The 22069-nt window shown below is 72.8% G+C and carries 2 protein-coding genes and 2 pseudogenes; all 4 read left to right on the top strand.

Translation table 11 applies throughout. The features are described 5' to 3' along the window. Window positions 1-60: 60 nt before the first annotated feature. Window positions 61-3237 (top strand): annotated as a pseudogene (locus tag DEJ46_RS40850) (amino acid adenylation domain-containing protein); the annotation flags it as partial. 3 nt (window positions 3238-3240) lie between these two features. After that, window positions 3241-14436, top strand: a pseudogene (locus tag DEJ46_RS03775) (amino acid adenylation domain-containing protein); the annotation flags it as partial. 152 nt (window positions 14437-14588) lie between these two features. Beyond that, window positions 14589-14798 (top strand): phosphopantetheine-binding protein, encoded by a 210-nt coding sequence (locus DEJ46_RS39640; RefSeq protein WP_223835430.1) that lies wholly within the window; start codon window positions 14589-14591, stop codon window positions 14796-14798. A gap of 9 nt (window positions 14799-14807) precedes the next feature. Next, a complete protein-coding gene (locus tag DEJ46_RS03770) occupies window positions 14808-22058 on the top strand; it encodes an amino acid adenylation domain-containing protein (RefSeq protein WP_150264152.1) in 7251 nt (2416 codons plus the stop codon). Window positions 22059-22069 lie beyond the last annotated feature (11 nt).

The raw sequence follows: 22069 nt of genomic DNA, 5'->3' as shown, positions 1-22069 counted from the left end.
CTGTCGCGCCCCCCGGCTGCAACGCCCACGCCCCACACGCCCCGACCGATCGCCCGAGTGATGGAGTTGATGAAGGTGTCCATGGACTGCGTCCACGAGGTCTTCGAGGAGCAGGTGGCCCGGACCCCCGATGCCGCCGCCGTGGTCTTCGGGGAACGGGACACCACGTACGCCGAGTTGAACACCCGGGCGAACCGGCTGGCCCGCCACCTGGTCGCGCACGGCGTACGGCGCGGCGACACCGTCGGGGTGCTGCTGGAGCGCGACACCGAGCTGGTGGTCGCCGTCCTGGCCGTCCTCAAGGCGGGCGCGGGATACACCCTCTTCGACCCCACGCTTCCCGCCGAGCGCGTCCGCGCCGTCGCCGCGCCGGCCGGCGTCACCCGGGTCGTCACCCTCGCCCGGTACGCCGGTCACTGGGACGGCACGCCGGTGCGACCGGTCTCCGTGGATGCGGAGGCGGGGGTGGTGGCTGCGTTGGAGGGTGGTGATCTGGGGCGGATCGCGGGTCCTGAGGATGTGGCGTGTGTGATGTTCACGTCGGGTTCGACGGGTGTGCCGAAGGGCGTGGTGACTCCTCATCGGGCGATGGCGGGCACGCTGACGGGTCAGGACTTCGTGTCCTTCGGACCCGACGAAGTGTGGCTGCAGTGCTCTCCGGTGTCGTGGGACGCGTTCGCGCTGGAGTTGTTCGGCGCGTTGCTGCACGGGGGGACGTGTGTCCTTCAGCCGGGGGTGCGGCCTGAGCCTTCGGTGATCGTGGATCTGATCGCGGCGCGTGCGGTGTCGACGGTGCATGTGTCGGCGAGTCTGTTCAATTTCCTGCTGGACGAGTATCCGGGGTGTTTTGCCGGGGTGCGGCAGTTGATGACGGGTGGTGAGCCGTTGTCGGTGGCGCATGTCGCGAAGGCGATGGCGGAGTATCCGGGGCTGCGGCTGGTGAACGGGTATTCGCCGGTCGAGTCGATGATCTTCACCTGCTGCCACGACGTCACCGCTCAGGACGCCGAAGGATCGGCCGTACCCGTCGGGTCCGTCATCTCCCACAAGCAGGTCCATGTCCTCGACGAGCGCCTCCGCCGCCTGCCGCCCGGCGCCGAGGGCGAGCTCTACATGGCCGGCGTCGGGCTGGCCCGGGGCTATGCCGCACAGCCAGGTCTCACCGCCGAGCGCTTCATCGCCCACCCCTACGGCGCCCCCGGCGAGCGCCTCTACCGCACAGGTGACCTCGTGCGGATGCGGCCCGACGGCGTCGTGGAGTTCATCGGCCGCGCGGACGGCCAGGTGAAGATCCGGGGCTTCCGGGTCGAGCCGGGCGAGGTCCAGGCCGTCCTGATGCGGCACAGCGCTGTCCGGCAGGCGGCGGTCGTGGTCCGGGAGGACCGCCCGGGAGACAAGCGCCTGGTCGCCTATGCCGTCCTCGACGCGCCGGCTTCGCCCGACGAGCTGCGGTCCCACGCCGCCGACCGGCTCCCCGAGCACCTGGTCCCCTCCGCGGTCGTCGTCCTCGACGCCCTGCCGCTCACCCCGAACGGCAAGCTCGACCGCCACGCCCTGCCCGCCCCGGAGGCCCGCACCGGACCCGCCGGCCGCGCCCCCGCGACACCCGTCGAGCGCACCCTGTGCGCGCTGTTCGCCGAGGTCCTCGGACTGGACGAGGTCGGCGCCGACGAGAGCTTCCTGCTGCTCGGCGGCCACTCGCTGCTCGCCGCCCGCCTGATCAGCCGCATCCGCCGCACCTTCGGCGTCGAGATCGGCATCCGTGAGCTGTTCCGGGACCCGACCGCCGCGGGCCTCGCCCGCGCCCTCGACGGTGCCGAGCAGGCCCCGGCGGCCCTGCGCCCCGCCGAGCGCCCCGCCGAACTCCCGCTGTCCCACGCCCAGCAGCGCATCTGGTTCCTCAACCGGACCGAGCGCTCCGGCTCCTCGGGGGCGGCGGCGAGCGGCGCCACGTACAACGTCCCGCTCGCCCTCCGGCTGCACGGCACACCCGACACCGCCGCCCTGCGCCGGGCCCTCGACGACGTGGTCGAGCGCCACGAAGCGCTGCGCACTCTGTACCCCGCGCCCGACGGGGAGCCCCGCCAGCAGGTGCTGAAACCCCAGGACGCGCGCGTGGCCTGGACCCACACATCCCCGGGCCAGGCCGGCCTCACCGAAGCCCTCACGTCCGCGGCCCGGCAGGGATTCGACCTTGCCATCGAACTCCCCTTGCGGGCCCATCTGTTCGGTCCGGAGAGCGGTGCCGGAGAGTACTGCCTGCTCCTGGTGATACATCACATCGCTTGTGACGGTTGGTCGTTGGCTCCGTTGGTGCGGGATCTGGCGGTGGCATACGGGGCTCGGGTGGACGGAGGTGTCCCGGAGTGGTCGCCGCTGCCCGTGCAGTACGCGGACTACGCGTTGTGGCAGCGGGAGCTGCTCGGTGATCCGGCGGACGCCGACAGCCTCCTCTTCCGCCAGACCGCCCACTGGCGGGAGACCCTCGCAGGGCTCGGCGACGAGCTGACGCTCCCCACCGACCGCCCCCGTCCGCTCCAGCCCTCCCATGAGGGCGGCGTCGTTCCCGTGGACCTGCCGGCGGAGCTGCACGGACGGCTCCTCGATCTCGCCCGCCGCAGCGACAGCACGCTGTTCATGGTCGTGCAGGCGGGCCTCACGGCACTGCTGACCCGCCTCGGGGCAGGCACCGACGTCCCGCTCGGCACGCCTGTCGCCGGCCGCACGGACGAGGCCCTCGACGACCTCGTGGGCTTCTTCGCGAACACGCTGGTGCTGCGGACGGACACCTCGGGCGATCCGACGTTCCGGGAGCTCGTCGCACGGGTCCGTGAGACCGACCTCGCCGCGTACGCCCACCAGGACGTGCCGTTCGAGCGGCTCGTCGAGGAACTGAACCCCGTCCGCTCGGCGGCCCGGCATCCGCTCTTCCAGGTCGCGCTCGTCCTCCAGAACAACGCCGTCGCCACGCCACGGCTGTCCGGCCTCGACCTCGTCGGACAGGAGGTTCTCTCCCTCGATGTCGCCAAGTTCGACCTGACCGTCGACGTCACCGAGGCGTACGACGACACCGGCCGTCCCACCGGCATACGGGGCTCCGCCCAGTACGCCGTGGACCTGTTCGACCGGGGCAGTGTCGAGGCGTTGGTGGCGCGTCTCGTGCGGTTGCTGGAGGCGGCTGTCGCGGAGCCGGATGCGCGGATCGGTGATCTCGACGTCCTGGCCGTGGACGAGCGGCGCATGCTGCTGGGGGAGTGGAACACGACGGCGGGCACGTCTCCGTACGAGGTGTGTGTCCACGAGCTGTTCGAGGAGCGGGCGGCGGTCTCTCCGGGTTCGACGGCGCTCGTCTTCGGTGATGTGCGTGTCTCGTACGGGGAGTTGGAGCGCGAGGCGAACCGGTTGGCGCGGTATCTGGTGGGCCGGGGTGTGCGGCGAGGTGACACCGTGGGTGTGCTGCTGGAGCGTGAACCCCGTCTGGTCGTGGCGGTGTTGGCGGTGCTGAAGGCGGGTGCCGCGTACACGCTGCTGGATCCGGGTTTCCCGGTGGAGCGGTTGCGGGATGTCGTCGAGCGTGCGGGTCTGTCGCTGGTGGTGACGGCGGGGGTTCTCGGTGAGCTGCTCGGTTCGACGGCGGGGCTGGTGCGGCTGGACGCGGCTGCCGAGGTGGCGGGCATCGCGCAGTGCGCGGACTCGGTACTGGGGCGGACCGCGAGTCCCGAGGATGCGGCGTGTGTGATGTTCACGTCGGGTTCCACGGGTGTGCCGAAGGGCGTGGTCAGTCCCCACCGGGCCATGACCGGCACGCTCGTAGGTCAGGACTTCGTGTCCTTCGGACCCGACGAAGTGTGGCTGCAGTGCGCACCGGTGTCCTGGGACGCGTTCGCGCTGGAGCTGTTCGGCGCGCTGCTCCACGGAGGCGTGTGCGTCCTCCAGCCCGGCGGAAAGCCGGAACCGGGGCTGATCGCCGAGCTCATCGCCCGCCACCATGTCACCTCGGCCTACCTGTCGGCGAGCCTCCTCAACTTCCTGCTCGACGAGTACCCGGGCTGCTTCACCGGGATGCGCCAGATCATCGGCGGCGGCGAAGCCGCGTCGCCCGCCCACGCGGCGAAGGTGCTGGCGGAGTATCCGGGGCTGCGGCTGGTCAACGGGTACGGACCGGTCGAGGCGATGATCTTCGTCTCGGCCCACCACATCACCGCGGGGGACACCGCCCGCCCCGCGATCCCGATCGGCCGGCCGATCGGCAACGAGCGGATGTACGCACTCGACGAGCGGCTCCGTCCCGTCCCGGTGGGTGTCGTCGGAGACCTCTACCTCACCGGTGCCGGCCTGGCGCACGGGTACCTGGGGCAGGCGGCCCTGACCGCCGAACGCTTCGTCGCCCACCCCCACGGCGCCCCCGGCGAGCGGGTCTACCGCACGGGTGACCTCGTGCGGTGGCGCGCCGACGGCGTGCTGGAGTACGTCGGAAGGGCCGACGGTCAGGTGAAGATCCGGGGCTTCCGGGTGGAGCCGGGCGAGGTCCAGGCCGTCCTGATGCGGCACAGCGGTGTGCGCCAGGCGGCGGTCGCGGTCCGGGAGGACCGCCCGGGGGACAAGCGCCTCGCCGCCTACCTCGTCGCCGAGCCCGGCACCGAACTCGACCCCGCCGACGTCCGCGGCCACGCCGCCGCTCACCTTCCCGAGCACCTGCGGCCCAGCACCTTCACCGTCCTCGACGCCCTGCCGCTCACCCCGAACGGCAAGCTCGACCGCAAGGCCCTGCCCGCCCCCGACATCGACTCCGCCCCCGGCGGGCGCGCACCGCGCACGGAGCAGGAGAAGCTCCTCTGCGAGCTCCTGGCCGACGTCCTCGGCGTCGAGCAGGTCGGCATCGACGACAACTTCTTCCACCTCGGCGGCCACTCCCTGCTTGCCGCCCGCCTGATCAGCCGCATCAGCACGGCCCTCGGGACACGTGTCGGAATCGCCGAGCTCTTCCACGCCCCCACCATGGCCGCGCTCGCCGAGCGCCTCGACAGCAAGCGCGGCGCCAGCGACAGCTACCCCGGCACCGGCACCGCCACCGCCACTGGCGCAGGGGCAGGCGCGGACGCGATCATGGGCGCCTGCGCCCCCCGTCCCGCACTCCTCCCGACCCCGCGGCCGGACCGCGTTCCGCTCTCCTTCGCCCAGCAGCGGCTCTGGTTCCTCGACCAGGTCGAGGAACCGAACGCCTCCTACAACGTGCCGCTCGCCCTCCGCCTGCGCGGACCGCTCGACTGCGACGCACTCCGTCGCGCCGTGACGGACGTGACGGCCCGCCACGAGGCCCTGCGCACGGTGTTCCCCACGACGGACGGCGAGCCCCGGCAGCACGTCCTCGACGCACGCGGCGCCACCGGCGACGCCTCGGAACCCGCGGCCACATCCGGGTGGCACACGGCCCGTTGCCCGGAGGAGCGTCTGCCCCAGGCCCTCCGGGAAGCCTCCTCGCACCGCTTCGACCTGGCCACCGAGCCCCCGCTGCGGGTCACCCTGCTCACGGTCGCCGAAGACGACCACGTACTCCTGCTCGTCTGCCACCACATCGCAGCCGACGGCTGGTCCCTCGCCCCGCTGACCCGGGACCTGGCCACCGCCTACGCGGCTCGCTGCGCCGGCATCGCGCCGGACTGGGCGCCGCTGTCCGTCCAGTACGCCGACTACACCCTGTGGCAGCGCGAGCTGCTGGGCGACGAGGGCGATCCGCACAGCCTGGCCCGCCGACAGCTGGACTTCTGGCGGGAGGCCCTGTCCGGAGCCCCCGACGTACCCGCCCTCCCGACGGACCGGCCCCGGCCCGCCGTCGCGAGCCACCGGGGCGACAGCGTGCCCCTCTCGCTCGACGCCGAGCTGCACGGACGGCTGCTCGACCTCGCCCGCCGCAACGACTGCACGCTGTTCATGGTGGTGCAGGCGGGCCTGGCCGCGCTCCTGGCACGACTCGGTGCCGGCACGGACGTCCCGCTCGGCACACCCGTCGCCGGCCGTTCCGACGAGGCGCTCGACGAGCTCATCGGTTTCTTCGTGAACACGCTGGTCCTGCGGACCGACGCCTCCGGGGACCCCACCTTCCGTGAGCTCCTCGTCCGTGCCCGAGACACCGACCTCGCCGCGTACGCCCACCAGGACGTGCCGTTCGAGCGGCTGGTCGAGGAGCTGAACCCGGTCCGTTCGCTGGCCCGGCACCCCCTCTTCCAGATCATGCTGGCCCTCCAGGACGCCCCGCCGCCCTTGGACCTGCCCGGCTGCGAGACCGACGTCGAGCACCCCGAGCGCAACAGCGCCAAGTTCGACCTGACCTTCGTCGTGGAACAGCACCACGCCCAGGACGGCGCACCCGCCGGCATCTCCGGCTTCCTGGAGTACGCCACCGATCTGTACGACCGTGGCACGGCCGAGGCGCTCGTCGCACGCCTGATACGCCTCCTGGCCGCGGCCGTGGACCGCCCGGACCTGCCCATCGGCGCGCTCGACGTGCTCACGGCCGACGAACGGACCCAGCTCCTCGTCGACTGGAACGACACTGCCACCACCACCACGACATCCACAGACGCGGGCACCGCCACGGACTCCCCGTACACCGCGTGCGTGCATGAACTCTTCGAGCGGCAGGCGGCCCGTACCCCCGAAGGCACAGCCCTCGTGCTCCCGGACCGCGAGATCGGTTACGCGGAGCTGAACGCCTCCGCCAACCGCCTCGCCCGTCACCTCCGTGACCGGGGCGTGCGCCGGGGCGACACCGTCGCCCTCCTCCTCGGCCGGGACCTCGATCTCGTCGTCTCCGTACTCGCGGTTCTCAAGGCGGGCGCCGGATACACGCTCCTCGACACGGAGTTCCCCGTCGAGCGCCTCCGCTCCGTCGTCGCCACAGCAGGAGCCGAGCTGATCGTCACGACGGGAGAGCCCGCCGACGGCTGGCAGGACGACGGCTGGCAGGACGGCACCGCCACCTTCGTACGCCTGGATGCGGAGGCGGGGGTGGTGGCTGCGTTGGAGGGTGGTGATCTGGGGCGGATCGCGGGTCCTGAGGATGTGGCGTGTGTGATGTTCACGTCGGGTTCGACGGGTGTGCCGAAGGGCGTGGTGGCTCCTCATCGGGCGATGGCGGGCACGCTGACGGGTCAGGATTTCGTGTCCTTCGGGCCCGACGAAGTGTGGCTGCAGTGCTCTCCGGTGTCGTGGGACGCGTTCGCGCTGGAGTTGTTCGGCGCGTTGCTGCACGGGGGGACGTGTGTCCTTCAGCCGGGGGTGCGGCCTGAGCCTTCGGTGATCGTGGATCTGATCGCGGCGCGTGCGGTGTCGACGGTGCATGTGTCGGCGAGTCTGTTCAATTTCCTGCTGGACGAGTATCCGGGGTGTTTTGCCGGGGTGCGGCAGTTGATGACGGGTGGTGAGCCGTTGTCGGTGGCGCATGTCGCGAAGGCGATGGCGGAGTATCCGGGGCTGCGGCTGGTGAACGGGTATTCGCCGGTCGAGTCGATGATCTTCACCTGCTGCCACACGGCGGAGGAGTGCGACAGTGCCGGTCCTTCGATTCCGGTGGGCCGGCCGGTGGCGAACAAGCGTGTGTACGTGCTGGATGAGCGGCTGCGGCCGGTTCCGGTGGGTGTGGTCGGTGAGCTGTACATGGCGGGTGTGGGTCTGGCCCGGGGGTATGTGGGTCAGGCGGGTCTGACGGCCGAGCGGTTCGTCGCCCACCCCTACGGCGCTCCCGGCGAGCGGGTGTACCGCACGGGTGACCTCGTGCGGTGGCGTGCGGACGGTGTCCTGGAGTTTCTGGGGCGCGCGGACGGTCAGGTGAAGATCCGGGGCTTCCGGGTCGAGCCGGGCGAGGTCCAGGCCGTCCTGATGCGGCACAGCGCTGTCCGGCAGGCGGCGGTCGTGGTCCGGGAGGACCGCCCGGGAGACAAGCGCCTGGTCGCCTATGCCGTCCTCGACGCGCCGGCTTCGCCCGACGAGCTGCGGTCCCACGCCGCCGACCGGCTCCCCGAGCACCTGGTCCCCTCCGCGGTCGTCGTCCTCGACGCCCTGCCGCTCACCCCGAACGGCAAGCTCGACCGCCACGCCCTGCCCGCCCCCGAACCCACCTCGGCCTCCGGCGGCCGTGGTCCGCGCACTCCGCGCGAGGAGGTGCTCTGCGGCCTCTTCGCCGACGTCCTCGGAGTGCCCGGCGCCGGTGTCGACGACGACTTCTTCCACCTCGGTGGGCACTCCCTCCTCGCCGCCCGCCTGATCGGCCGCATCCGCACCGCCCTCGGCGTCGAGGCCGGCATCCGTGACCTCTTCCAGGCACCCACCGTGGCCGGGCTCGCCCGCCGCCTCGACGGCGCCGACCGGGCCCGGCCGGCCCTGCGTCCCTTCGAGCGCCCCGACGAGCTTCCGCTCTCGTACGCCCAGCAGCGACTCTGGTTCCTGGACGAGGCCCGGGCCGGCACCGGCGGCACCGCGTACAACCTCACCTTTGCCGCCCGGCTCCACGGCGTCGTCGATCCGGACGCTCTCCAGGCCGCCCTCGTCGACCTCGCCGGCCGGCACGAGGCCCTGCGGACCCGCTTCCCCGCCGTCGACGGGCTGCCCAGCCAGTCCGTCGTGCCGGCCGAGCAGGCCCGTCCGGCCCTCGCTGTCGACGACCGGCCCCGCACCCCCGGGGAGCTCACCGCCGCCCTCCGGTCCGCCGCCGCCCACCGCTTCGACCTCGCAGGCGAACTCCCCCTCCGTGCCCATCTGTTCACTGCGGACACGGGCGAGCGCGTCCTGCTCCTGGTCATGCATCACATCGCCGCCGACGGCTGGTCCATGAACCCGCTGCTGCGCGACCTGGCCACCGCCTACGCGGCCCGCGCCACCGGCGACGCACCCCGCTGGAAGCCCCTCCCGGCCCAGTACGCCGACTACACCCTCTGGCAGCGCGAGCTCCTCGGCGACGACTCCGACCCGGACAGTCTCCTCGCCCGCCAACTGGACCACTGGCGCGGCACCTTGGCCGGCCTGCCCGACCACCTCCCCCTGCCCACCGACCGCCCGCGCACCGCCGACGCGCAGGCCGACTCCCGCAGCGAAGGGGCGCTGCTGCCCTTCCGGTTCGACGCCGAACTGCACCGAAGCCTCCGCGAACTGGCCCGGGAGACCCACTCCACCCTCTTCATGGTCGTGCAGGCAGGCCTCGCCGCCCTGCTGACCCGCCTCGGGGCCGGGACCGACATCCCGCTCGGCACGGCCGTCGCCGGCCGCACGGACGAGGCGCTCGACGACCTCGTCGGCTTCTTCGTCAACACGCTGGTGCTGCGGACGGACACCTCGGGCGATCCGACGTTCCGGGAGCTCGTATCGCGGGTCCGTGAGACCGACCTCGCCGCGTACGCCCACCAGGACGTGCCGTTCGAGCGGCTCGTCGAGGAACTGAACCCCGTCCGCTCGCTCACCCGGCACCCGCTCTTCCAGATCCTGCTCGTCCTCCAGAACACCGAGGAGACCGACGTGCGGCTCGGCGACGCCACCGCGCGCCCCGAGCCCGTCCAGAACACCGACGCCAAGTTCGACCTCTCCCTCTCCCTCACCGAGACCCACGACACCACCGGAGCGCCCGCCGGGCTCGACGGAGGCCTGGAGTTCGCCACCGACCTTTTCGACTCCGACACCGTGCGGACCCTCCTCGCCCGCCTGGAACGCCTCCTGCTCGCCGCCGTCTCCGACCCCGACCGCCCACTCGGCACCCTCGACGTGCTCTCCGCCGACGAGCGCCGCACCACCCTCACCACCTGGAACGACACCGCCGCCGACTATCCGCGCGACCGCACCCTGCACGACCTGTTCGCCGCACAGGCCGACCGCGCACCGCACGCCGCCGCCGTGATCTCCGGAGACGAGCGGATCGGATACGGAGAACTCGACGCCCGGGCCAACCGCCTCGCCCACCACCTCATCGGCCTCGGCGTCACCCACGGCGACCTCGTCGGCGTCCTCGTCGACCGCGGCCCCGACCTCGTCACCGGCATCCTCGCCGCCCTCAAGTGCGGCGCCGCCTATGTGCCCCTGGACCCCGGCCACCCCGAGGACCGGACCCGCTCCCTCGTCGAAGAGGCCGGCGTCCGCACCGTCGTCACCCACGCCCGACTCGCCGACCGCCTGCCCGGAGACCTCACCGTCGTCCGGACCGACGCACCCCGCGACCGCAGGCTGATCGACGACCGTCCCGCCACGGCGCCCGACGTGCGGGTCCTCGCCGACGACATCGCCTGCGTCCTCTTCACCTCGGGCTCCACCGGCCGCCCCAAGGGCGTCGCCTCCCCGCACCGCGCCACCGTCCGCACCTTCTTCGGCCAGGACTACATCCACTTCGGCCCCGACCAGGTCTTCCTCCAGTGCGCCCCCGTCTCGTGGGACGGCCTCAGCCTGGAGATGTGGCCTGCGCTCCTGCACGGCGGCACCTGCGTCCTCGCCCCCGGCCAGAGCCCCGAACCCGCCGCGATCGCCGCCCTCGTCGCCGAGCACGACGTGACCACCGTCTGGCTGTCCGCAGGGCTCTTCGCCGTCATGGCCGACACCCACCCGGAGGTGTTCCGCACCCTGCGCCAGGTCATGACCGGCGGCGAGGCACCCTCCGTGTCCCATCTCCTGCGCGTCCGGAGGGACTTCCCACACCTGCGGCTCGTCCACGGCTACGGACCCGTCGAATCCATGGTGTTCACCAACTGCCACCAGGTCACCGAAGCCGACGCCGAAACCCGACGGACCGTCGTCCCCGTCGGCGGCCCCCTGGCCAACACCCAGGTCTACGTCCTCGACGAGCACCTCCAGCCCGTCCCCGCGGGCGTCGTGGGCGAGTTGTACGTCTCCGGCGACGGCCTCGCCCACGGCTACCGCAACCGCCCCGACCTCACCGCCGAACGCTTCACCGCCCACCCCTACGGACCGCCCGGCGCCCGCATGTACCGCACCGGCGACCTCGTCCGATGGACCGCCGACGGAGAGCTGGAGTTCGCCGGCCGGGCCGACGGCCAGGTCAAGGTGCGCGGCTTCCGGATCGAACCCGGCGAGATCGAGGCCGTCGCCGCCCGCCACCCCGGCGTCGCCAACGTGGCCGTCGTCGTCCGCGAGGACCGGCCCGGAGACCGGCACGTCGTCGCCTACGTCGTCGGCGCCGCCGACCCGGCCGAGCTGCGCGGCCACCTGGCCCGCACCCTGCCCACGCACATGGTGCCGTCCGCCGTCGTCACCCTGGACGCCCTGCCGCTCACCCCCAACGGCAAGCTCGACCGCCGCGCACTGCCCGCCCCCGACTTCGCGGCCGGCGCCAGCCACCGGGCCCCGCGCACCCCGCGAGAAGAGATCCTCTGCGGCCTGTTCGCGGAACTCCTCGGCCTCCCGGACGTCGGCACCGACGACGACTTCTTCGACCGGGGCGGCCACTCGCTCCTCGCCGCCCGGCTGGCCGCCCGCGTCCGGGCCGCCCTCGGCGCGGAGATCACCCTCCGCGACCTCTTCGGCGCCCCGACCGTCGCGACGCTCGCCGAACGCCTCGACACCGCCGACGGGGCCCGGCCCGCCCTGCTCCCCGGCGTACGGCCCACCGAACTCCCGCTGTCCTACGCCCAGCAGAGACTGTGGTTCCTCGACCGGGCCGAGGACGGTGCCGCGTCCTACAACGTCGCCCACGCACTGCGCCTCGACGGCCCGCCCGACCGGACGGCCCTCGCCGCCGCGCTCGCCGACCTCGTCCACCGGCACGAGGCCCTGCGCACCGTCTTCCCCGAGGAGCACGGCCGCGTACAGCAGCGGATCCTGCCGCCCGAGGAGGCGCACCCGGACCTCGCGGTGACGCTCCTGTCGCCGACCGGGACGGACGGCCTGCCGGCCACCCTCTCCGCCGACGCCGCGCGGACCTTCGACCTTGCCGCCGAACTTCCCTTGCGGGCCCATCTGTTCGGTCCTGAGGACGGCTCCGGTGAGTGGGTCCTGCTGCTGGTGGTGCATCACATCGCTTGCGATGGCTGGTCGTTGGCTCCGTTGGTGCGAAATCTGGCGGTGGCGTACGGGGCTCGGGTGGACAGGGGTGTCCCGGAGTGGTCGCCGCTGCCCGTGCAGTACGCGGACTACGCGTTGTGGCAGCGGGAGCTGCTCGGTGATCCGGCGGATGCCGACAGCCTCATCGCCCGCCAGACCGCCCACTGGCGGGCCGCCCTCGCCGGAGTCCCCGACACCCTCGTCCTTCCCACGGACCGGCCCCGGCCCGCCGTCGCGAGCCATCGCGGCGACACCGTCCCCGTCCACCTCGAAGCGCGACTCCACCAGGAGCTGCTGCGCCTGGCCCGCACCTCCGGCGGCACCCTGTTCATGGTCCTCCAGGCGGCTCTCGCCGCGCTGCTGACCCGGCTCGGGGCCGGGACCGACGTCCCGCTCGGCACACCCGTCGCCGGCCGTTCGGACGAGGCCCTGGACGACCTCGTGGGCTTCTTCGTCAACACGCTGGTGCTGCGGACGGACACCTCGGGTGATCCGACGTTCCGGGAGCTCGTCGCACGGGTCCGAGAGACGGACCTCGCGGCGTACGCCCACCAGGACGTGCCGTTCGAGCATCTGGTCGAGGAACTCAACCCGACGCGCTCGCTCTCCCGGCACCCGCTCTTCCAGGTGATGCTCGTCCTCCAGAACAACGCCGACGCGGCGCTCGAACTCCCCGGGCTCGACGCCCGGATGGAGACCGTGCTCAACGGCACCGCCAAGTTCGACCTGACGGCCGCCTTCACCGAGACCAGGGACAGCGACGGCAACCCCAGTGGCATCACGGGAGCCCTCGAATACGCCGTGGACCTGTTCGATCAGGGCAGTGCCGAGGCACTCGTCGGACGTCTCGTGCGGTTGCTGGAGGCGGCTGCCGCGGAGCCGGACGCGCTGATCGGAGATCTGGACGTCCTGGAGGCCGACGAGCGGCGCCTGCTGCTGAACGAATGGAACGCCACGGCCGGCGGCTCGAACGAGCACGAGGTCTGCGTGCACGAGCTGTTCGAGGAGCGGGCCGAGCTCTCTCCGGGTTCGACGGCGCTCGTCTTCGGTGATGTGCGTGTCTCGTACGGGGAGTTGGAGCGCGAGGCGAACCGGTTGGCGCGGTATCTGGTGGGCCGGGGTGTGCGGCGAGGTGACACCGTGGGTGTGCTGCTGGAGCGTGAACCCCGTCTGGTCGTGGCGGTGTTGGCGGTGCTGAAGGCGGGTGCCGCGTACACGCTGCTGGATCCGGGTTTCCCGGTGGAGCGGTTGCGGGATGTCGTCGAGCGTGCGGGTCTGTCGCTGGTGGTGACGGCGGGGGTTCTCGGTGAGGGGCTCGGTTCGACGGCGGGGCTGGTGCGGCTGGACGCGGCTGCCGAGGTGGCGGGCATCGCGCGGTGCGCGGACTCGGTACTGGGGCGGACCGCGGGTCCTGAGGATGTGGCGTGTGTGATGTTCACGTCGGGTTCGACGGGTGTGCCGAAGGGCGTGGTGGCTCCTCATCGGGCGATGGCGGGCACGCTGACGGGTCAGGATTTCGTGTCCTTCGGGCCCGACGAAGTGTGGCTGCAGTGCTCTCCGGTGTCGTGGGACGCGTTCGCGCTGGAGTTGTTCGGCGCGCTGCTCCACGGAGGCGTGTGTGTCCTCCAGCCCGGTCTACGGCCCGAACCCTCGGTGATCGCCGGCCTGGTCGCTGCTCACGGAGTCACCAGCGTCCATGTCTCGGCGAGTCTGTTCAATTTCCTGCTGGACGAGTATCCGGGGTGTTTTGCCGGGGTGCGGCAGTTGATGACGGGTGGTGAGCCGTTGTCGGTGGCGCATGTCGCGAAGGCGATGGCGGAGTATCCGGGGCTGCGGCTGGTGAACGGGTATTCGCCGGTCGAGTCGATGATCTTCACCTGCTGCCACACGGCGGAGGAGCGCGACAGTGCCGGTCCTTCGATTCCGGTGGGCCGGCCGGTGGCGAACAAGCGTGTGTACGTGCTGGATGAGCGGCTGCGGCCGGTTCCGGTGGGTGTGGTCGGTGAGCTGTACATGGCGGGTGTGGGTCTGGCCCGGGGGTATGTGGGTCAGGCGGGTCTGACGGCCGAGCGGTTCGTCGCCCACCCCTACGGCGCTCCCGGCGAGCGGGTGTACCGCACGGGTGACCTCGTGCGGTGGCGTGCGGACGGTGTCCTGGAGTTTCTGGGGCGCGCGGACGGTCAGGTGAAGATCCGGGGCTTCCGGGTCGAGCCGGGCGAGGTCCAGGCCGTCCTGATGCGGCACAGCGCTGTCCGGCAGGCGGCCGTCGTGGTCCGGGAGGACCGCCCCGGAGACAAGCGCCTCGCCGCCTACCTCGTCGCCGAACCCGGCACCGAACTCGACACCGCCGACGTCCGGGCCCACGCCGCCGCTCACCTTCCCGAGCACCTGCGGCCCAGCACCTTCACCGTCCTCGACGCCCTGCCGCTCACCCCGAACGGCAAGCTCGACCGCAAGGCCCTGCCCGCCCCGACGTCAGCTCCGCCCCCGGCGGGCGCGCACCGCGCACCGAGCAGGAGAAGCTCCTCTGCGACCTCTTCGCCGAGGTCCTCGGGATGCCCGACGTCGGAGTGGACGACGACTTCTTCCACCTCGGCGGCCACTCCCTCCTCGTCACCCGGCTCATCAGCCGCATCCGTGCGGTGTGCGACACCGAACTGTCCATCAAGACCGTGTTCGAGGCACCCACGCCGGCGGCTCTCGCCGAGCGCCTGGACGGCGCCGAGAAGGCCAGGCCCGCGCTGCGGCGCCGGTCCCGCTCCTGAGGAGAAACCATGATTCCGTTGTCGTACGCGCAGCAGCGGCTGTGGTTCCTCAGCCGCACGCAGCCGAACCCCAGCTACAACGTGCCGCTCGCCCTCCGCCTGCGCGGAACCCTGGACACCGACTCCCTGCGCCTGGCGCTCACGGACGTCCTCGGCCGTCACGAGGCGCTGCGCACCCGCTTTCCCGACTCCGATACCGGGCCCCGGCAGGACATCGTCCCGGCCGAGGAGGTCGAACTCCCCTGGGAGTTCGTCGTGACGGACCCGGGCCGGCTGGCCGACGATCTGAGTGACACCGCTCGTCACGTCTTCGACCTGACCGCCGAACTTCCCCTTCGAGCCACGCTGTTCACGGTCGCCGAAGACGATCACGTCCTCCTCCTCGTCTGCCACCACATAGCCGCCGACGGCTGGTCCCTCGGCCCGCTCGTACGGGACCTCGCCACGGCCTACACCACCCGCACCGCCTCCGGACTGGAGCCCGTCTGGCCCGAACTCCGCGTGCAGTACGCGGACTACACGCTGTGGCAGCAGGAGGTGCTGGGGCGTGTGGAGGATCCGGAGAGTGTGGTGTCGGGTCAGCTGCGGCACTGGCGGGAGGTGCTCGCCGGGCTGCCGGAGGAGTTGGTCCTGCCGGCGGACCGTGCGCGTCCGGCTGTGCCGAGCCATCGCGGTGACGCGGTCCCGATGCGCCTCGACGCCGGCGTGCACGGCCGGGTGGTGGAGTTGGCGCGGTCGTCGGGCGCGACGGTGTTCATGGTCTGCCAGGCGGCTCTGGCCGCGCTCTTCACCCGCCTCGGGGCAGGCACCGACATTCCGCTCGGGACGCCGGTGGCCGGTCGTACGGACGAGGCCCTGGACGATCTCGTCGGCTTCTTTCTCAACACGCTGGTGCTGCGGACGGACACGTCGGGGGATCCGACGTTCCGTGAGCTGCTCGCCCGCGTCCGGCACGCAGACCTGGAGGCTTTCGCTCACCAGGACCTGCCCTTCGAGCGGCTGGTCGAGGAGCTCAACCCGGCCCGCTCCCTCGCCCGCCACCCCCTCTTCCAGGTGATGCTCGTCCAGAAGGACGCGGGCGGCCCCGGCGGACGCGCGGTCTCCTGGCCGGGCCTGGACGTCGAGACGGTCCCCCTCGGCACCGGTTCGGCCAAGTTCGACCTGACGGTGGGGATCGAGGAGCGGTACGACTCCGAAGGTCGTCCGGCGGGTCTCGACTGGACGCTCGGATACGCCTCCGACCTCTTCGACCACGCCACCGTCGAGCGCATCGGCCATCGCCTCTCCGTCCTGATCTCCGCTCTCGCCCAGGACCCCGACCGGTCCCTCGGCGCCGTCGACCTCCTCACCGACGAGGAACGGCGCCAGCTGCTGCCCGTACCGGGCGACGAGCGGCCGGCCGCGGCGCCCGGCCGTGTCGACCGGGTCTTCGAGGCGCAGGCGGCCCGTACCCCCGACGCGACCGCCCTCCTCTTCGACGGCGCGTCCGTCACGTACGGCACGCTCGACGCCCAGGCCACCCGTCTCGCCCGCCGCCTCCACGCCCGTGGGGTGCGGCCCGGGGACATCGTCGCCGTACACCTGGAGCGTGGGCCCGACCTGGTCCGTGCCCTGCTCGCCGTACTCAAGGCGGGAGCGGCGTACACCCTCCTCGATCCGGACTTTCCCGCCGATCGGCTGTCCGCGGTCCTCGCCCAGACCCGGGCGACCGCCGTCGTCACCGCTCCCGAGGTGCCCGAGTGGCTCGCGGCCACCGGCGTGCGGCCGATCCACCCGACCACTCCTGACGGCGCCCCTGACGCCGACCTCGTATCGGGGGTCCCGCTCCCTGCCGGCCCCGACAGCGCCGAGGCGCCCGCCTGCGTGATGTTCACGTCCGGTTCGACGGGCGTGCCGAAGGGCGTCGTCGCCCCGCACCGGGCGCTCACCGGCACCCTCACCGGCCAGGAGTACGCCCCCTTCGGCGCCGGCGAGACCTGGCTGCAGAGCGCCCCCATGTCCTGGGACGCCTTCGCCACCGAGCTCCTCGGCCCGCTGCTCAACGGCGGCCGTGTCGTGCTCCAGCCGGGGCAGCGCCCCGACCCGGCCACCATGGCCTCCCTCGTCACCCGGCACGGCGTCACCGTCCTCAAGGCCTCGGCGAGCCTCTTCAACCACCTGCTCGACGAGCACCCCGAGGCCTTCCAGGGCCTGAACGCCGCCATGACCGGCGGCGAGGCCGCCTCCGTCGCCCACACCGCGCAGGTGCTCGAACGGTTCCCCGGAGTCCGCGTCACCAACGGCTACGGACCCGCCGAGAGCATGGGCTTCACCACCACCCACACCGTCACCGCCGCCGATCTGACCGGCCCGCCCATCCCGGTCGGCACACCCGTCCACGGCAAGTACGCCCACGTCCTCGACGACCGGCTCAGGCCGGTGCCGCACGGCGTGCCGGGGGAGCTGTACGTGTCCGGCGCCGGGCTCGCGCTCGGCTACCTCCACCGCCCCGCGGCCACCGCGGAACGTTTCGTCGCCCACCCGTGCGGCGCACCGGGGGAGCGGGTCTACCGCACCGGCGACCTCGTGCGCCGCCGGGCCGACGGGGTCCTGGAGTACCTCGGCCGCGCCGACGACCAGGTCAAGATCCGCGGCTTCCGCGTCGAACCCGCCGAGATCGAGACCCACCTCACCGCGCACCCCGACGTCCGGCAGGCGGCCGTCGCGGTCCGCGAGGACCGGCCCGGCGACCGGCGCCTGGTCGCGTACGTCGTCCCCGTCCGTCCCGGTACGACTCCGGCCGGCCTGCGGGCCCACACCGCCGCGCGGGTCCCCGACCACATGGTGCCGTCCGCGTTCGTCACCCTTGACGCCCTGCCGCTCACCCCGAACGGCAAGCTCGACCGCCGTGCCCTCCCCGCCCCCGAGACCAGCTCCTCACCGGGCGGCCGGGCCCCGCGGACCCCGCGTGAGGAGATCCTCTGCGGGCTGTTCGCCGAGATCCTCGGCGTCGGCGCGGTCGGTGCCGACGACGGCTTCTTCGACCTCGGCGGCCACTCCCTGCTCGCCGCCCGGCTGATCACCCGGGTCCGCGCCGCGCTCGGCGTGGAGATGACCGTCCGCGACCTGTTCCAGGCGCCGACGCCCGCCGGCCTCGCCGGACGCCTCGACGCCGCAGTCCGCGCCCGGCCCGCCCTGCGGCCGGTACCCCGTCCCGCGACGCCCCCGCTCTCCTTCGCCCAGCAGCGCCTCTGGTTCTTCGGCCGGGTGGACGACAGCCCGCTCTACAACGTGCCGTTCGCTCTCCGCCTGCGCGGCACCCTCGACCGCGAGGCGCTGCGGGAGGCGCTCGCCGACGCGGTCCGCCGCCACGAGTCGCTGCGCACCCGCTTCCCGGAGTCCGGGACCGGACCCTGGCAGGACATCCTCCCGGCCGAGGAGGCCCAGGAGCTGGTCCCGTGGGAGTTCGTCACCACGGACCCCGCCCGGCTCGAGGCCGACCTCAGCGACGTCGCCCGCCGCCCCTTCGACCTGACCGGCGGGATGCCCCTGAGGGCCGCCCTGTTCACGGTCGCCGAGGACGATCACGTCCTTCTCCTCGTCCTCCACCACATCGTCTGCGACGGCTGGTCCATGGGGGCACTGGCCCGGGAGGTCGCCGCCGGATACACGGCGCACGCCACCGGCCGGCCTTCGCCCGCGCGGCCGCTCCCCGTGCAGTACGCGGACTACACGCTGTGGCAGCAGGAGGTGCTGGGGCGTGTGGAGGATCCGGAGAGTGTGGTGTCGGGTCAGCTGCGGCACTGGCGGGAGGTGCTCGCCGGGCTGCCGGAGGAGTTGGTCCTGCCGGCGGACCGTGCGCGTCCGGCTGTGCCGAGCCACCGGGGCGACGCGGTCCCGATGCGCCTCGACGCCGGCGTGCACGGCCGGGTGGTGGAGTTGGCGCGGTCGTCGGGCGCGACGGTGTTCATGGTCTGCCAGGCGGCTCTGGCCGCGCTCTTCACCCGCCTCGGGGCGGGCACCGACATTCCGCTCGGGACGCCGGTGGCCGGTCGTACGGACGAGGCCCTGGACGATCTGGTCGGCTTCTTCGTCAACACGCTGGTGCTGCGGACGGACACGTCGGGGGATCCGACGTTCCGTGAGCTGCTCGCCCGGGTGCGCCACACCGACCTGGAGGCTTTCGCTCACCAGGACCTGCCCTTCGAGCGGCTGGTCGAGGAGCTCAACCCGGCCCGCTCCCTCGCCCGCCACCCCCTCTTCCAGGTGCTCCTGGTGAAGAAGGACCCCACCGCCTCCGGCCAGGCCGAATCCATGCCCGGCCTGCACACCGAAGTCGTCCCCGTGGGCACCTGGGTCGCGAAGTTCGACCTGACGGTGGGGATCGAGGAGCGGTACGACTCCGAAGGCCGTCCGGCGGGTCTCGACTGGACGCTCGGATACGCCTCCGACCTCTTCGACCACGCCACCGTCGAGCGCATCGGCCATCGCCTCTCCGTCCTGATCTCCGCTCTCGCCCAGGACCCCGACCGGGCCCTCGGCGCCGTCGACCTCCTCACCGACGAGGAACACGACCAGGTCGGTCGCCACTGGAACGACACCACCGCTCCCGTCCCCGTCACCACACTGCCCCGGCTCTTCGCCGAACAGGCCCGCCGCACGCCCGAGGCCACCGCCGTCCTCTTCGAGGACGAACGACTCGACTACGCCGCGCTCGACGCCCGCGCCGAACACCTCGCCCGCCACCTCGTGGCCCACGGAGCCCGCCCCGAACGCGTCGTCGCCGTCGCCCTGCCGCGCTCGACGGAGCTGCTCGTCGCCCTGTACGCCGTACACAAGGCCGGCGCCGCCTACCTGCCCATCGACCCCGACTACCCGCAGGACCGCGTCGCCCACATGCTCGACGACGCCGCGCCCGCCCTCGTCCTCACCCCCGGACTCCTCGCCGAACTCGAAGCCGCCCCCGCCCCCGACTCCGTACCCGACCTGCCCGAGGCCCTTCCCCGACACCCCGCCTACGTCATCTACACCTCGGGCTCCACCGGCCGGCCCAAGGGCGTCGTCGTCACCCACGACGCGATCGTGAACCGGCTCCTCTGGATGCAGCACACCTACGGCCTCGCACCCGGCGAACGCGTCCTGCAGAAGACCCCGTCCAGTTTCGACGTCTCCGTCTGGGAGTTCTTCTGGCCGCTGATCACCGGCGCCACCCTCGTCGTCGCCCGGCCCGAGGGACACAAGGATCCCGGCTACCTCGCCGCCCTGATCCAGCGGCACTCCATCACCACCGCCCACTTCGTCCCCTCGATGCTGGAGGCGTTCCTCGGCGCCGCCGACCTCGCCGCCTGCCGCTCCCTGCGGCGCGTCATCTGCAGCGGCGAGGCCCTGCCCACCGTGCTCGCCGAACGCCTCGCCGCCGTCAGCGCCGCCGAACTGCACAATCTGTACGGACCCACCGAGGCGGCCGTCGACGTGACCGCCCACCGCTTCGGAACGGCCGGCGCCGGTTCCCCGCCGAGCGCGGTCACCGTCCCCATCGGCCGGCCCGTCTGGAACACCGGTGTGCACGTCCTCGACGCCGGGCTGCGGCCCGTGCCGCCGGGAGTGACCGGCGAGCTCTACCTCTCCGGTGTCCAGCTCGCCCGGGGATACCTCGGCCGCCCCGGCCTCACCTCGGAACGCTTCACCGCCGCCCCCTTCGGGCCGCCCGGCAGCCGCATGTACCGCACCGGCGACCTCGCCCGGTGGCGCGGCGACGGCGTGGTGGAGTTCCTCGGCCGCGCCGACGACCAGGTCAAGATCCGCGGCTTCCGCATCGAACTCGGCGAGATCACCGCCGTGCTCTCCCGCCACCCGGGTGTCCGTCAGGCCGCCGTCGTGGTCCGCGAGGACCGGCCCGGCGACAGGCGACTCGTCGCCTACGTCGTCGGCGGGACGGAGCCGGCCACCACGGACGACACGTGCTCCACGGACGACACGTGCTCCACGGCCGAGCTGCGCGACCATGCCGCCCGTGCTCTGCCCGCCCACATGGTGCCCGGGCAGTTCGTCCGCCTCGCCGAACTGCCCCTGAGCCCCAGCGGCAAGCTCGACCGCCGTCGCCTGCCGCGGCCCGTCCGCGCGGACACCATGCCCGTACGCGGGCCCCGGGACAGCCGCGAGGAGACCCTGTGCGGTCTGTTCGCGCAGACCCTCGGCGTGGAGACGGTCGGCGTCGACGACGGCTTCTTCGACCTCGGCGGCCACTCCCTGCTCGCCACCCGCCTGATCGCCGGCATCCGCCGCGCCTTCGGCGTCGACCTCGGCATCCAGGCACTGTTCGAAGCACCCACCGTCGCAGGCCTCGCCGCCCGGCTCGCCGGAGACGGCGGCGCCACGACCGGGACCGGCACCGGCGACTCCCTCGGCTCCCTGCTGCCGCTGCGCCCGCGCAGCCCCCTCGCCCCCACCGCACCGCTCTTCTGCGTGCACCCTGCGGCCGGGATCAGCTGGGTGTACGCGGGACTGCTGCGCCACCTCGGGCCCGAGCGCCCGCTGTACGGGCTCCAGGCCCGCGGTCTGACCCCGTCGGAGCTGCCGGCGGCCGGGCTCGACGCGATGGTCAAGGACTACCTGGCGCAGCTCCGCTCGGTGCAGCCCGAAGGGCCGTACCACCTCCTCGGCTGGTCCTTCGGCGGCCTCGTCGCCCACGCACTGGCCACCCGGCTGCGCGCCGAGGGCCAGGAGGTCGCCCTGCTGGCCCTCATGGACGCCTACCCGCACCTCGTGACGCAACCGTCCGAGAGCGACGGCGACGGCGACGGCGACAGCGCCACCGGGGCCGGCGGCCGGCCCCCGTCCTGGGCCGCCGGCGGGCCGCCGCCCGCCTCCTGCCCGCGGACGCTCGCCGCCCTGCTGGAGTCCCTGGGCCTCCCGGTCCCGGCCGACACACCGGCCGAGAACCTGACCTTCGCCCGGTTCGAGGAGACCGTACGGGAGACCGACGGCCCGCTCTCCCGGTTCGACGGCCCCGCGCTCGCCGCCCTGGCGGAGGTGTTCTCCTCGAACGTCCGGCTCCGGCACGAGTTCGTTCCCGAACGCTTCGACGGCGACCTGCTGTTCTTCGCCGCGACCGAGGGCCGGACCGGTCGCCGCCCGCGGCCGGACGACTGGCGCCCGTACGTCGCCGGCCGGCTCGACCTCCACGAACTTCCCTTCACGCACGGCGACATGACCCGGCCCGACGCGCTCGCGCGGATGGCCGACGCACTGATCGACCGGCTCACCCCGCCGGCGATCTGAGGTTCCGACCC

It is taken from the genome of Streptomyces venezuelae (assembly GCF_008642375.1).
GTDB lineage: Bacteria > Actinomycetota > Actinomycetes > Streptomycetales > Streptomycetaceae > Streptomyces > Streptomyces venezuelae_G.
The sequence above is the reverse complement of the archived record's forward strand: the minus strand, read 5'-3'. Positions and strand labels throughout refer to the sequence as shown.

Bases quoted from the DNA above. Each gene is read 5' to 3' on its own strand.
- DEJ46_RS39640 (WP_223835430.1), top strand. From the start codon at position 14,589: ATGCCCGACGTCGGAGTGGACGACGACTTCTTCCACCTCGGCGGCCAC.
- DEJ46_RS03770 (WP_150264152.1), top strand. From the start codon at position 14,808: ATGATTCCGTTGTCGTACGCGCAGCAGCGGCTGTGGTTCCTCAGCCGC.